General features: G+C 65.8%; 9 protein-coding genes. 6 read left to right on the top strand and 3 right to left on the bottom strand.

Annotated features, from left to right (window positions below):
- Positions 1–45 precede the first annotated feature (45 nt).
- Positions 46–2,076: a betaine-aldehyde dehydrogenase gene (gene betB, locus RPR59_RS00400; protein ID WP_313915529.1), complete on the top strand. Its 2,031-nt coding sequence runs from the start codon at positions 46–48 to the stop codon at positions 2,074–2,076.
- Positions 2,077–2,092: 16 nt separating this feature from the next.
- Positions 2,093–3,751 (top strand): choline dehydrogenase, encoded by a 1,659-nt coding sequence (gene betA, locus RPR59_RS00395; RefSeq protein WP_313915527.1) that lies wholly within the window; start codon positions 2,093–2,095, stop codon positions 3,749–3,751.
- A gap of 22 nt (positions 3,752–3,773) precedes the next feature.
- Here betA and RPR59_RS00390 read toward each other — a convergent pair whose 3' ends face one another.
- From RPR59_RS00390 to gltX, 3 genes are all read right to left on the bottom strand, one after another.
- Complete coding sequence (locus RPR59_RS00390; protein ID WP_313915525.1) at positions 3,774–4,754, bottom strand: HAD family hydrolase; 981 nt, start codon at positions 4,752–4,754, stop codon at positions 3,774–3,776.
- Positions 4,755–4,814: 60 nt separating this feature from the next.
- Positions 4,815–6,884, bottom strand: coding sequence for a phosphocholine-specific phospholipase C (locus tag RPR59_RS00385; protein ID WP_313915523.1), 2,070 nt, complete (start codon positions 6,882–6,884; stop codon positions 4,815–4,817).
- 178 nt (positions 6,885–7,062) lie between these two features.
- Positions 7,063–8,388: a glutamate--tRNA ligase gene (gene gltX, locus RPR59_RS00380; RefSeq protein ID WP_313915521.1), complete on the bottom strand. Its 1,326-nt coding sequence runs from the start codon at positions 8,386–8,388 to the stop codon at positions 7,063–7,065.
- A gap of 112 nt (positions 8,389–8,500) precedes the next feature.
- On the opposite strand from gltX, the gene RPR59_RS00375 reads away from it, so the two are divergent.
- The 4 genes from RPR59_RS00375 to RPR59_RS00360 all read left to right on the top strand — a co-directional run bounded on the left by RPR59_RS00375 (position 8,501) and on the right by RPR59_RS00360 (position 14,154).
- Positions 8,501–9,436, top strand: a complete 936-nt coding sequence (locus RPR59_RS00375) for a ribose-phosphate pyrophosphokinase (RefSeq protein WP_313915520.1) — start codon at positions 8,501–8,503, stop codon at positions 9,434–9,436.
- 68 nt (positions 9,437–9,504) lie between these two features.
- Positions 9,505–9,819 carry a PilZ domain-containing protein gene (locus RPR59_RS00370; protein ID WP_313915517.1) on the top strand — a complete coding sequence of 105 codons (315 nt, stop codon included), beginning with the start codon at positions 9,505–9,507 and terminating at the stop codon, positions 9,817–9,819.
- Positions 9,820–10,144: 325 nt separating this feature from the next.
- Entirely contained in the window at positions 10,145–12,469 is a 2,325-nt protein-coding gene (locus tag RPR59_RS00365) for a TonB-dependent receptor (RefSeq protein WP_313915515.1), read from the top strand.
- A gap of 53 nt (positions 12,470–12,522) precedes the next feature.
- Positions 12,523–14,154 (top strand): carboxylesterase/lipase family protein, encoded by a 1,632-nt coding sequence (locus tag RPR59_RS00360; RefSeq protein WP_313915513.1) that lies wholly within the window; start codon positions 12,523–12,525, stop codon positions 14,152–14,154.
- The last annotated feature ends 4 nt before the right edge of the window (positions 14,155–14,158 follow it).

Here is a 14,158-nt window from a genome sequence, read left to right as displayed (position 1 = left end):
GGTACCGGTGACCAGGCGCGTTGAATCACCATTCAGGAGTTCGTGATGGCTAGCAGGTCGGCCCCCCCGCACATCGCTTATCGCCAGGACGGCCGGGCAAAGCAACTGATCGAGATGACGATCGACAGTCTGGCCGAGGTCGGGTTTTCCGGTACGACGCTGGCCGAGATCGCCGGCCGGGCTGGCGTCTCGTCGGGACTGGTCGCGCATTACTTTCGCGACAAGAACGGCCTCTTGGAGGCGGCGTTTCGCAGTCTCGTATTCGATCTGAGTGCGAGCGTGCGCCTGCGTCTGCGCGCGGCGGACGGACCGCGGGCGCGGGTGCAGGCGGTGATCGACGCGAATCTGTCGACCAAGGAGATGGATCCCCGCACGAGCACGGTGTGGCTCGCTTTCTGGGGGCAGGCGCTTCAGATCCCGGCGCTCGGCCGCATCCAGCGCATCTATCAGCGCCGCATGCTGTCGAACCTCGTCCACGCCCTGCGCGAACTCGACACGACGCAAGCCGCGACGAAGCTTGCGCCGATGATCGCGGCGATGATCGACGGGGTCTGGTTGCGCGGGGCGCTGTCGGGCTGGCGCGAAACCGATGCCGAAAGCGCGCGCGCGATGCTGACCCTGTTCGTCGACGACTATCTGCTGCACACGCCGGCCCAGTCGGCGCCTCCGCCGAAACGCGTCCGGCCGTGCAATCCCGCGACAGGGGAGATGATCGCCGATATCGCGATCACCACCCCGGCGGAAATCGACGCGATGGTCGACCGGGCGCGGGCAGGGCAGGCAAAATGGGCGGCGATGAGCGCGACCGAGCGCGGCCGCATCCTGCGCCGGACGAGCGATATCCTGCGCGAGCGCAACGACGCGCTTGCCGCGATCGAGACGCGCAACACCGGCAAGCCCGTGCAGGAGACGATGGCGGTCGATATCGTGTCCGGCGCCGACTGCCTGGAATATTTCGGCGGCGTGGCGGCCACGATCGCCGGGCGTTATCTCGACCTCGGTCCCGGCGCGTTCGGCTATACGCGCCGCGAGCCGCTGGGCGTCGTCGCGGCACTGGGGGCGTGGAACTATCCGATGCAGATCGCCTGCTGGAAGGCGGCGCCCGCGCTCGCCTGCGGCAATGCGGTGATCTTCAAGCCGGCCGAGCAGACGCCGATGACGGCGATCGAACTGGAGCGGATCTTCGCCGAGGCAGGGCTTCCCGACGGCCTATTCCAGGTCGCGCAGGGCTATGGCGAAACCGGTCAGGCGCTGATCGGCCATCCCGGCATCGCCAAGGCATCGCTGACCGGCTCGGTGGAGACCGGCAAGCTGGTCATGGCGACGGCAGCCAAGGGGCTGAAGCCGGTCACGCTCGAACTGGGCGGCAAGTCGCCGCTCGTGGTGTTCGACGACGCGAACCTCGACAATGCGGTCGGCGGCGCGATGATGGGCAATTTCTATTCGACCGGGCAAATCTGTTCCAACGGCACGCGGGTGTTCGTGCAGCGCGGCGTGCTGGACGCCTTCCTCGACAGGCTGGTTGCGCGCACGAAGCGGTTGCGCGTCGGCGATCCCGCCGATCCCGAAACGCAGATCGGTCCGCTGATCAGCGACACCCAGGGCGATATGGTGATGGACCATATCGGGCGTGCGCGGCGCCAGGGCGTGAAGCTGGTGCTGGGCGGCGAACGGTTGCGCGGCGGCGTCTATGACCATGGTTTCTATGTAGAGCCCACCATTTTCCAGGCGTCCGACGACAAGGCCGCGATCGTGCGCGACGAAGTGTTCGGACCGGTTATGCTCGTCCTGCCCTTCGACGACGAGGACGAGGTGATCGCGCGCGCCAATGCGACCGAATACGGGCTCGCCGCCGGGATTTTCACCAACGATCTGAACCGCGCGCACCGCGTGGTCGACGCGCTCCAGGCGGGTAGCTGCTGGATCAACGACTATAACGTTACGCCGATCGAAATGCCGTTCGGCGGGTACAAGCAATCGGGCATCGGCCGCGAGAACGGCCTCGCCGCGATCGAGCATTATACGCAGATCAAGAGCGTCTATGTCGCCCGGGGCGATGTCGACGCACCCTATTGAGGAAGAGCTTTTTTCCGTGAGCGTTGCGTACGATTACATCATCGTCGGTGCGGGGTCGGCCGGCTGCGTGCTTGCCGACCGGCTGAGCGCGGACGGCGCCAACCAGGTGCTGGTGCTGGAATATGGCGGGTCGGATCGCTCGGTCCTGATCCAGATGCCGAGCGCGCTGTCGATTCCGATGAACATGCCCAAATATGACTGGGGCTATCATAGCGAGCCCGAACCGAACCTCGGCGGACGGCGCATGCATACCCCGCGCGGCAAGGTGATCGGCGGATCGTCCTCGATCAACGGCATGGCCTATGTGCGCGGCAATCCCATGGATTTCGAACGCTGGGCCGAACAGGGCGCGGCGGGGTGGGACTATGCGCATGTCCTTCCCTATTTCAAACGCGCCGAAAGCCGGGCCGAGGGCGCGACGGACTATCGCGGCGATGCAGGGCCGCTCCACAACCAATATGGCCGCCTGCGCAACCCGCTCTACACCGCCTTCATCACCGCGGCGGCGGAGGCGGGCCATCCCGTCACCGACGATATCAATGGCGGCCAGCAGGAAGGCTTCGGCCGGATGGACATGACGGTCCACAAGGGCCGCCGCTGGAGCGCCGCCAACGCTTATCTGAAGCCCGCGCTGAAAAGGCCCAATCTCGAACTGGTGACGAACGCGCTGGCCGAGCACATCCTGTTCGACGGCGTACGCGCCGTGGGCGTGCGCTATCGCCGCGGCGGCGACACGCATGATGTCCATGCGCGCCGCGAGGTGATCGTCGCCAGCGGCCCGATCAACTCGCCGCAATTGCTCAAGCGCTCGGGAATAGGTCCAGCAGCGGAGCTGCGCGAATTCGGGATCGACGTCGTGCGCGATCTGCCCGGCGTGGGGGAAAATCTACAGGACCATCTCGAATTCTATCATCAGATGGAATGTACCCAGCCGATCACGCTTTACTCGGCGATGAACCCGGTCGCCAAAGCGCGGATCGGCGCGCAGTGGTTGCTGACCAAGAAGGGGCTGGGCGCCACCAATCATTTCGAAAGCTGCGGCTTCATCCGGTCGCGGCCGGATATCGCCTATCCCGACATCCAATACCATTTCCTGCCGCTCGCGGTTTCCTATGACGGCTCGGTGGCGGCGGATCGCCACGGCTATCAGGCGCATGTCGGCCCGATGCGCTCGAAAAGCCGGGGCAGCGTCACGCTGAGCGGTCCCGCTGCGACCGACAGGCCGGTGATCCGGTTCAACTATATGAGCCATGCCGACGACTGGGCGGAGATGCGCGCCTGTGTCCGCCTCACGCGTGAGATCTTCGCGCAGGACGCGCTAAAGCCGTTCACCGGGCGCGAAATGCAGCCCGGCGCCGGCGTTGTAACCGACGAGCAGATCGATGCCTTCGTCCGCGACAATGTCGAAAGCGCCTATCATCCGTCCTGCACGTGCAAGATCGGCGCGGACGACGATCCCCAGGCGGTCGTCGATCCCGAACTGCGCGTGCGCGGGGTGGCAGGACTGCGCGTGGTCGACAGCTCGGCCATGCCGTCGATCACCACCGGCAATCTCAACGCGCCGACGATCATGCTCGCGGAAAAGGCAGCGGACCATATCCTGGGCGGAGCGATGCTGCCGCCCTCCGATATCGGCTCTCAAACCGTGCACGACCGGCGCGACGCGGAGCGCTAACGGTCGGCGCCGTGCGACCGCATCAACGGTCGAGCGCGTCGGCCGCCACTTCCAGCCAGCCGGCATCCGCAGGCAGCGGACTGTCTGTCTTTGTCGCGTGTTGCGCCGCCGCGCGCGCCTTCTTCTCCACCGCGAGTTCGGCGGTGGTGCTGTCGCTGCGGTTCACCCACAGGCGAAGGCCGCCGGAATAGAACAGCATCGACCAGTCGCTGCGGCTGTCTCCGGCGACCAGCAGCGGACGGCGCACGGGATCGATATAGGCCTGGATCCCCGCGACCTTGCCTTCATACCAGGTCAGCGGCGACCATAACGAGGACGTGAGGATCATCCGCGCGTGCTTTTCGGCGGGATAGCGATCATCGAGGAAATGGCCCATCGCGATCTGACGCCGGGCGGTGGTGACGCTGCTGTCCTTCGGATCGCGCAGCAGCATCGTGACACCGATCACATCCTCCGGTGCGATGCCGATGCCGTATTTCGGGTCGGACACCACCATGCGCACCAGTTCCTCCGCCGCGGCGGTGACGACATAGACGTGCACGCCCTTCGCCTTCAGTTCGGCGATGAGCTGCTTCTGCGCCGCGCGGATACGCGGCGGCGATACCGTGTCGCGAACGGCTCTGCCGTTCTCTTCATACCGCACGGGGATCGGCTTGCGCCGGGCGAGCAGCGCGTCAACGTCCCGCTTCAGCTCGCTGAGCGAGCGGCCGGCGAATACCTGCGCGATCCAGGGATAGCAGATCTTGTCATGGATAGCGCAAAGCCGCCGATAATAGCCGTAGAGCGTTTCGCCGTCATGCAGCGGCACCGGACGCAGCGATTGCGGCAGCGTCGCCGGCGACAATTCGCCGCGCTGTTCGAGGAAGGGCAGAAGCGCCTCTTCCAGGTCGTTGTCCCAGATCGTGTTATCGGCGTCGAATACGGCATAGGAATCCGCCGGTGCGTCCTTGATGGCCGTCTCGATCTTCGCGCGCCTCGGGCGACCAATGGCTGAGCTGCGCATAAGCGGGCGCGGCGCTCAGGCCGGCCATGATCGCCAGCAGGACGGACAGCATTCGTGCGGTCATGCGCGGGTGCCCGGTTCGAGCGCCGGATCGGACAGGCTCGCTCGTCCGGTCTCGACATGGCCGGCGAAGCGGCGGCGGAAGCCCGAGGCGTCATCGGCAACGACGATGTCGTACCAGTGATCGCTCGGCGCCGGGTCGATGCGGAGCGTCCTGGTGTCGCCCGGACGCAGTGCGATCGCACGCTCGGCAAGTTCGCCGTAGGTCGGTGCGCGTACCGTCAGCGTGGCGGGCGCCCGGCCGCGATTGGCGAGCTTGACGAGGAGCGTGCCGTCCTGCACCTCTTCCACCGCGGCGACGGGCGCGCCGTCGGCCTCGGCCGTCATGTTGCCGGCAAATTCGCGCAGGAACCCGTTCGGCCCGTGCACCGCCAGGTCATAGTCACCGCGCGTCGGCAAACTCGGTAGCCGGTCGCTGACCGTCTTGCCCGCCTCGACCGTGTAGAACCACGGGCCTGCGTCCCCGCTGCCGGGCGCATAGACGGTGAACACGGCGCCGGCAGAACCCTGATTGGCGAAACGCAGCGTCAGGCCGCTTCGGTCGATGCTGTCGCCGACCGCCAGCCGGTAGGGCAGCGGCCTTGTCGGTCGGCGACCGGGCTCCTGCTGCGGAACGCGCTGGCGCTCGGGCACGTGCGGCGGGGGAAGCTTTGCCACCGCGGCGATGCGTGCGGCATAATCGTCCGTTTCCGGAAAGGCGCGCATGGCTGAACCGTCGGGGTCGGCGAAATCGAACATCGAGGTCATGTCGCCCGTCACCGCGCGGCGCCACGGCGTGATGTTGGGCTCGTGCACGCCGAAGCGTCGTTCGAGGAAGCGGATGACCGACGTGTGGTCGTGCACCTGCGAATTGACCCAGCCGCCGCGCGACCAGGGCGAGACGACGATCAGCGGGACGCGCACGCCCAGTCCCACGGCCTGTCCGTCATATATCTCGCCGCGGGTATCGACGGTGCTCAACCCCATTGCGCGGTCGGTCGCGGGCAGTGGCGCGGGCACATGATCGAAAAAGCCGTCATTTTCGTCATAGTTGATGATCAGTGCCGTCTTCGCCCACACCTCCGGATTGGCGACCAGCGCCTCGATGATGCGCGCGATCAGCGATTCGCCGAACGCCGGCGGTGCTTCGGGATGTTCGGTGAACTTGGTCGGCGTGACGATCCACGAGACCTGCGGCAGGGTGTCGGCCGCCACGTCCGCAGCGAGGGCGGAAACGAGATGGCTGCCGTCGGTCGCCTCGGCATTCGCGCGGGTCGATCCCGGCACGATCGCCCGGCCGCGCCGATACAGTTCCGACTGCGGATCGAGGCCGCGAAACTGCTCGAAATAGGCAAGCGAATTGCAGCCGAAATTGTCATATTCCTGATAGACGCGCCAACTGACCCCCGCCTCCTGCAGCCGCTCGGCATAGGTCGTCCAGCGCGCGACATCGGCGAAGTCGGGCTTGTCGCGGCTGGCATCGCCGGTCCAGTTGCCGTCGTCGGCATTGTGCACCGACTGCGCCCCCGCATTGCCGACGGCCAGCCCGCTGGTGCCGGTGAACAGGTACATCCGGTTGGGATTGGTCGGCCCGTGCAGCGAGGCGTGATAGGCGTCGCACACGGTGAAGGCATCGGCGAGCGCATGGTAGAAGGGCACGTCGGAGCGGTTGAAATAGCCCATCGTCATCGGCGTCTTGTCCGCGATCCAGACGTCATAGTCGGCCCAGCGCGCCGCATCGCCCTTCCAGCTATGATCGAGACTCTTGAGCAACTGCCCGCTGGTGGTGTGCGCGTTCATGCGGAACGGAAGCACGTCGCCACCGGCCGGGTTCGGCTGATGGAACACCGACGTTCCACCGCGCAAGCGCACGGGACGCGGATCGGCGAAGCCGCGAACGCCGGGAAGCGTACCGTAATAATGATCGAAGGAGCGGTTCTCCTGCATCAGGATGACGACATGCTCGACATCGTCGATCGTGCCGCTGCCCGGCTTTGCCGGCTGCGCGAGCGCCTTCGCGATCGGCAGCGGGATCGCGCCGGACGCGCTGGCGGCCGCGAGGCGTTCGAGAAACTTGCGACGGTCGATCAATGGAGTCTCCACCCTGTTGCCTGCACGTCGAATAGCCATTGAACGGCCGTCCAACAAGAAGCGGGATCCTGTCACGCACGCTATCCGTGTCACGCCAGGAACTAAACCAAATCTCCTTGAACAATAGGGCGTTGATCGTTCCTGAACGCGCTTGCAAGATCCGCTCAAGATTTGCGGGTCAGGGCGTCAGGCGTGCAATCGCCCGCTCGCGCCCGATCAGCGGCAGCAGCGCGGCCATGTCGGGTCCGTGGTCGCGGCCGGTGAGTGCGAGGCGCAGCGGCAGGAACAGCGCGCGGCCCTTGCGCCCCGTCTCGGCTTTCAAGGCGTTGGTCAGCGCGTGCCAGGGGTCGTCCTGCCAGTCGATGCGTCCGGCGACGACGGCGGCGGTGGCGAGGAAGTCGCGGTCTTCCTCCGCGATTTCGGCCTCCACGGGGCCGGCGACCACCTGCCACCAGTCGGCGGCATCGGCCACGCGCGCGAGATTGGGGCGGACCGCGTTCCAGGCCGGCCGGTCCATTTCCGCCGGCAGGCGCGATGCGACCGCTCCGTAATCGAGCAGATGCACGATCCTGGCGTTGAGCGTGCGCAACTCCTCTTCATCGAAGCGCGCGGGCGCGCGGCCGAACCGGGCGAAATCGAACGCTTCGATCAGCGGTGCGGGATCGGCGACGGGTTCCACCGGATCGCTGGTGCCGATCCGCGCGAGCAGCGCCACCAGCGCCTGCGGCTCGATCCCCGCCTCGCGGAAATGCGCGATGCCGAGCGAGCCGAGCCGCTTGGACAGCTTTCCCTCGGTTCCCACCAGCAGGGCCTCGTGCGCGAACCGCGGCGGTCGTGCGCCGAGCGCGGTGAACATCTGGATCTGGACCGCGGTGTTCGAGACGTGATCCTCGCCGCGCATCACGTCGGTGATGCCCATGTCCACATCGTCGATCACGGAAGGCAGCAGATAGAGCCAGGATCCGTCCTCGCGGCGGATCACGGGATCGCTGAGGGCCGCTGGATTGAAATGCTGCTCGCCGCGGATCAGGTCGCTCCAGCCGATCGCCTCGTCCCGGTCGAGAAGGAAGCGCCAATGCGGTCGCCGGCCTTCCGCGCGGTAGGCGCGCCTAGCGGCGTCGTCGAGATCGAGCGCGGCGCGGTCGTAGATCGGCGGCAGGCCGCGGCCGAGCAGGACCTTGCGCTTCAAATCGAGTTCCTGCGGTGTTTCGTAGCAGGGATAGATGCGGCCGGCATCGCGCAGCCGCTCGAACACGCGCTCGTAGCGGTCGCCATGGTCCGACTGGCGCTGTTCGTCGTCCGGCGCCAGGCCCAGCCAAGCGAGGTCCTCGCGAATGGCCTCGACGAACTGCGACTGCGACCGTGCCGCGTCGGTATCGTCGATGCGCAGCAGGAAACGGCCGCCATGTTTCCGTGCCCACATCCAGTTGTGGAGCGCGGTGCGGATGTTGCCGATATGCAGCATGCCGGTGGGGCTGGGCGCGAAGCGGGTCGTCAGCGTCATGGCCGCGTTCTTTAGGTCAGGCGCACCTGCCGGAGCAATCCGCCGCGGCCCCTTTTCGTATCGGCCATTGCGGCCTAAGAGCGCTCGGGGATCAGGACGCGGGGACACGCACATGAAGTTGATGGCCGGCAATTCGAACCTTCCGCTGTCGCGGGCGATTTCCGAATATCTGGAAATTCCGCTGACATCCGCGAACGTGCGCCGCTTTGCGGACGAGGAGATCTTCGTCGAGATCCTGGAAAATGTCCGCGGCGAAGACGTCTTCATCGTCCAGTCCACTTCTTATCCCGCCAACGACAATCTGATGGAGTTGCTGATCTGCGTCGATGCGCTGAAACGCGCCTCGGCACGGCGGATCACGGCGGTGCTCCCGTATTTCGGCTATGCCCGGCAGGACCGGAAACCCGGGCCGCGCACGCCGATCTCGGCCAAGCTGGTCGCGAACCTGATTACCGGTGCGGGCGCCGACCGCGTGCTGTCGGTCGATCTGCACGCCGGCCAGATCCAGGGCTTTTTCGATATCCCGACCGACAATCTCTATGCCGCGCCGGTGATGGGCGAGGACATCAAGGCGCGCTACGAGGACAAGAACCTGACGGTGGTCTCGCCCGATGTCGGCGGCGTGGTGCGGGCCCGCGCGCTCGCCAAGCGGCTCGACAACGCGCCGCTCGCCATCGTCGACAAGCGCCGCGAACGGCCGGGCGAGTCGGAGGTGATGAACATCATCGGCGACGTATCTGGCCGGTTCTGCATCCTGATCGACGACATCGTCGATTCGGCCGGCACGCTGTGCAACGCGGCCGCGGCGCTCAAGGAGGCGGGCGCCGCCGGCGTCGTCGCCTATTGCACGCACGGCGTTCTGTCCGGCGGTGCGGTCGCCCGCGTCGAGGCCTCGGCGCTGGAAGAACTGGTCATCACCGATTCGATCGGCAATCACGATGTCATCGCCAGGGCCGATCATGTCCGGCATCTCACCATCGCGCCGCTGCTGGCCGAAGCAATTCGCCGGATCGCCGAGGAGGCTTCGGTTTCCAGCCTGTTCGACTGAGTTTTCCGCCGCGTTCCAAGAGCCTTGTTCGGATTTTCGTAAAACCTCGGCCGGTAGAGTGAGCCACCATGGTTGACCCGTCCGTCCCGTCAGGCAGCGACCAGCGCCGCGCGCTGCGCAAATGCGTGGAGATGCGGGCGCAGCTTCGCGGGCGGGGCGGGCAGCGCTTCACCGTCGCCGTGACCGACCTGTCGACCACGGGATTTCGCGCCGAGGCGGCCTTCGATCTGAAAGAGGGCGACCTCGTCTGGCTGACCATGCCGGGGATGCAGGGGCTGGAAGCGACGGTGGCGTGGCGGGATGGCTATATCTACGGCTTCGCCTTCGCCCGGCCGCTTTATCCGGCCGTGTTCGACCGGATCGTGGCGTCGTCCGAGGCCTGAGCATCGCCCCGGCGCGCGATCCGGCCGAGATGCGCCGTGATCTGAAGCTTCACCAGCACGCCGATGGCACAGCCATTTGCTTGCCTGGCGCTTGTTAGCGTTGCCGGCCCGTGTTGCATCGGCGGCCCCTGCCATAGTTGGACCGGTGTCGCGCGGAATGTGCGGCGGCGACGGACATGAAGGAGCAATCCCGCCTGTCGCGCCACCTCGCCAGAGTCAATATTGACTGCGGAGTCAGTCAGTATTGACTCTGGCGTTAAAAGGCCGGATTGTCGACCAATCGCTAGACGGCACGACGAAAGCGCTGCGGCGAGGAGGAGGGGATATGACCTATTTGGCCTATACGTCGTCGCTGCTTGCGCTCGTGGTCGCGGCTCAGTCGGCGACCGCACAGGCGAAGCAGAGGCAGTCCGACCAGGATCGTCCACCGGCAGCCTCGCCCGCTCCAGTCGAGGCGATTTCTCCCGCCGCATCGGCGAGCCGGACGGCAACATCCGTCGACGAGATCGTCGTCACCGCTACGCGCCGCAGCGAACGCCTCCAGGACGTGCCGCTCAGCATTACCGCTTTCTCGCAGGAGGAACTGACGCAGAAGGGGATTGTCAGCTACGAAGGCATTGCGCGGGAAACGCCGGGTGTCGTCCTAGACACTCGCAGCGACAACAATGTGAGCATTACGACGCGCGGCATTTCGACGAACGGCTATCAGGCGGGGCTGCAGAGCACGACGACGGTCTATCTGGACGAATTGCCGCTCACCACGATCGGAAATTCGGTAACGCTCGACCCCAATCTCTACGACGTCGAGCGGGTCGAATTCTTGCGCGGACCACAGGGAACGCTGTTCGGTTCGGGGTCACTGTCGGGCGCGCTGCGCATCCTGACGAAGAGTCCCGAGCTCGACCACTTCGACATGTCAGCGCTCGCCGATATCGGCCTGACACCCGACGGTGGCGGCGTTCGCCAGCGCTACAATGCCATGGTCAACGTCCCGCTGGTGGAGGACACGCTGGGCGTGCGCGCGGTCGGTTTCTTCCGGCATGAGGAAGGATATGTCGACAATGTCGGCCTGGGCATCAAGAATTCGAATACGCTGAAAGACTGGGGTGGCCGCGTCATCGCCTTGTGGAAGCCGAGTGACCGGCTCGGCGTTCGGCTTATGGCGCTGTACGAGGACAGCTTTCCCGAGGACGCCTCGTTGGTCACGCCGTCGCTGGGCGACCGCAAGCGCTACAGCACGATTCCCGATCACTATACGTCGAAGACGCAGCTTTATAACGGAACGCTCGATTACGACTTCGACTTCGCGCACCTGACCAGTTCGACCAGCTACGGATATCAGGATGGTCTTTTCGAGGTTGATCTGAGCGGTACCTTCGCGCTCGCGCTGCCCTTCTATCTGTTCGATCACGGGACCTGGAAGACGTTCGTTCAGGAGACGCGGCTCGTCTCCGATCCCGGCGGAACGTTCGACTGGACCGTTGGCGGATATTATCTCCGCCGCGACCAGTTTCTCGAGGGGCGCCAAACCTCAACGCCCGAATATCTCGCCGCGCACGGCATTACCGGCCTTCCGGCGGATGCGACCTTCAATCAGTTTGGCAGCGATACCAGCTCGTACGAGCTGGCCGGGTTCGGCGAACTGACCTATCACCTTAGCGATACGCTGTCGGTGACGGGTGGTCTGCGCTATGGCAAATACGGCGCGACCGTCGACACCCATGCGGGGTTCAACTCGCTCTACTTCGCCTATGCGCTCGGCGGCATCTCCGGCCCACTGGCGTTGACCCCGAACGCGGCGTCCACGACCGAATATCCATCCGCCGAAAAGGCCTCCTGGAAGGCGAGCCTGACCTATAAGCCGTCGCCGGATCTGACAGCCTATGTGACCGTATCCACAGGATATCGGACACCGGTGTACAATGCGCGCGCCGGCAGCGTCAGCACCGTCGACCCAAACGACCTCGTGATCCCGGAAGGCGCAGGCTCCGACAACCTCACGAATTACGAGATCGGGCTGAAGGGGCGGTTCTTCGATGGCCTGCTGACCGCGAATCTGGCCGCTTATTACATCGACTGGCGCAACATTCAGGTCCAGGCCAACCGCCAGTCGGACTCGATCCAGTTCGCCACCAATATTGGCGGCGCTGTGAGCAAGGGGCTGGAGGCGGAGATCGTCCTCGCGCCGGCACGCGGGCTTTCGCTCGGACTGAACGGCTCGCTCAACGATGCGCAAGTGACGGACCTGACTGAATCGGAAGCCGCGATATCGGGCGCGGTCGACGGCGCGCGCCTGGCCTCGCCGCGCCTGCAGGGGTCGTTCTACGGCACCTACAGTTATGATCTGCCGGGCGGCGCGACGGGATTCAGCAGTTTTCAGGTGCAGCATGTCGGATCGTTCCCCAACGGCTTTCCCAACACGCCGGGCGATCCGACCACGCCCAATCCGCTGATCGACGACAGCGACGCCTATACCAACATCAACCTGCAGACCGGCGTCCGGATCGGCAGGATGAGAACGACCTTCTATGTGGAGAATGTCACCAACAGCCGGGCGGTGACCTATGTCCATCCCGAGGCGTTCACCTATAGCCGCTACTCCATCCTGCGGCCGCGCACCTTTGGTGTGCGCGTCGGGTTCGACCTGTGAGCGTGGCGCGGGCGATGGGTCCTTCCGCACGCGCGCGGCGTGGGACATGGGCGATGCTTGCCGGTCTTTGTCTCGTCGCCGCGCCCGCGGTCGCTGCTCCGGGGAACGACGTGCGCCCGGTGGTCCGCACCGAGGCCGGGTCCGTCGCGGGCGTAGTCGAGGCCGATAGCGGGGTCGCCGCCTTCAAGGGCATTCCCTATGCCGCGCCGCCCGTGGGCGAGCTGCGCTGGCGTGCGCCCGAACCGGCGCCCGCCTGGCAGGGTGTCCGCGATGGCGCCCGGTTCGGTCATGCCTGCCTGCAGCCGCCGCAATCGCCGATCGGCCTGTATTCGGGCGGGATGGCAACGCCGAGCGAGGATTGCCTGACGCTCAATATATGGGCACCGAAAAATGCTCGGGGTCTGCCCGTCATGGTCTGGATCCATGGCGGTGCGCTCGTCGGCGGCAGCAGTTCGGAGCCGATGTATGACGGCACCAAGCTCGCGCAGCGCGAAATCCTGGTCGTGTCGATCAACTATCGGCTCGGCCTGCTGGGGTTTCTCGCCCATCCCGCGCTCAGCGCCGAATCGCCGCGACATCTGTCCGGCAATTACGGGCTGCTCGACCAGATCGCAGCGCTGCACTGGGTGCATGACAATATCCAGGCTTTCGGCGGTGATCCGGATCGGGTGACGATCGCCGGCGAATCGGCGGGCGGGCTCAGCGCCATCGCACTTCTAGCCAGCCCGCTCGCGCGCGGCCTGTTCGAGGGCGCCATTATAGAAAGCGGCTACATGCCGTCCTACCGCGCGCTGCACGAAGCGGTACGGGGCCAGCCTTCGGGCGAAGCAGCAGGGTCGGCACTGGCAGAGGCTGCCGAAATTTCGACGGCCGAGGAACTACGCGCCGCTGATCCCAAGGCGCTGTTCAAGGCTGGACTTGCCACGGGCTGGCAGCCGGAACCCCTCATCGACGGCTTCGTGCTCGACCGCCAACTCGCCGAAACCTTCGCGCGCGGCGAGCAGGCGAAGGTTCCAGTGCTGGCCGGCTTCAACGAGGGCGAAATCCGGTCGCTGCCGTTCCTGATGCCCGATGCCCCTGCAACGCGCCAAGAATATCTCGGCGATGTCCGCCGACGCTTCGGCGAAAGGGCTTCGGCGTTCCTTGCCGTCTATCCCGGCAACGATCCAAAGGCCGATGTGATGGCGTCGATTCGCGACGGCTTGTACGGCTGGGCCGCGCAATATTTGGCACGGCAGCAGACGGCGGCAGGCGAGCCCGCCTATCTTTATTATTTTCGCCACAGCACGCCGGCGCAGCGCGAGCGGAACCTGGCGGCCTTTCACGCCAGCGAACTGCCCTATGTCTTCGGTCAGGTCGGCGCAGCGGCCAGGCTTGGGCCGAACTGGCCGCGACCGCCCCTGACCGATCAGGAAGCGCAGCTGTCCGATGCGATGATGGGATATTGGGCGTCGTTCGTGCGCGACGGCGAACCGCGGGCCGCAGACGCGCCGCGCTGGCCTCGCTTTACTTTGCGGCAACACGGCTATCTCGACATAGGCGAGAAGCTGTCACCTGCCAGCGACCTGAAGCCGGCAGCTTTCGCCTGGGCCGATGGGCTGGTCGCGCGGAGGCGCGAGGCGGGACGCGGCTGGCGGCTCAATATTGGTTTTTCCGCCTATCCGTCGCCCGAGCGGCCGCGTTGACGGG

The sequence above is a fragment of the Stakelama saccharophila genome (assembly GCF_032229225.1).
Lineage (GTDB): Bacteria > Pseudomonadota > Alphaproteobacteria > Sphingomonadales > Sphingomonadaceae > Sphingomonas > Sphingomonas saccharophila.
This window is presented reverse-complemented; position numbering and strand designations above follow the sequence as displayed.

Excerpts from the sequence above, each read along its gene's own strand:
- betB (WP_313915529.1), top strand. The coding sequence starts at position 46 with ATGGCTAGCAGGTCGGCCCCCCCGCACATCGCTTATCGCCAGGACGGC.
- RPR59_RS00390 (WP_313915525.1), bottom strand. The coding sequence starts at position 4,754 with ATGCGCAGCTCAGCCATTGGTCGCCCGAGGCGCGCGAAGATCGAGACG.
- gltX (WP_313915521.1), bottom strand. The coding sequence starts at position 8,388 with ATGACGCTGACGACCCGCTTCGCGCCCAGCCCCACCGGCATGCTGCAT.
- RPR59_RS00375 (WP_313915520.1), top strand. The coding sequence starts at position 8,501 with ATGAAGTTGATGGCCGGCAATTCGAACCTTCCGCTGTCGCGGGCGATT.
- RPR59_RS00370 (WP_313915517.1), top strand. The coding sequence starts at position 9,505 with ATGGTTGACCCGTCCGTCCCGTCAGGCAGCGACCAGCGCCGCGCGCTG.
- RPR59_RS00365 (WP_313915515.1), top strand. The coding sequence starts at position 10,145 with ATGACCTATTTGGCCTATACGTCGTCGCTGCTTGCGCTCGTGGTCGCG.
- RPR59_RS00360 (WP_313915513.1), top strand. The coding sequence starts at position 12,523 with ATGCTTGCCGGTCTTTGTCTCGTCGCCGCGCCCGCGGTCGCTGCTCCG.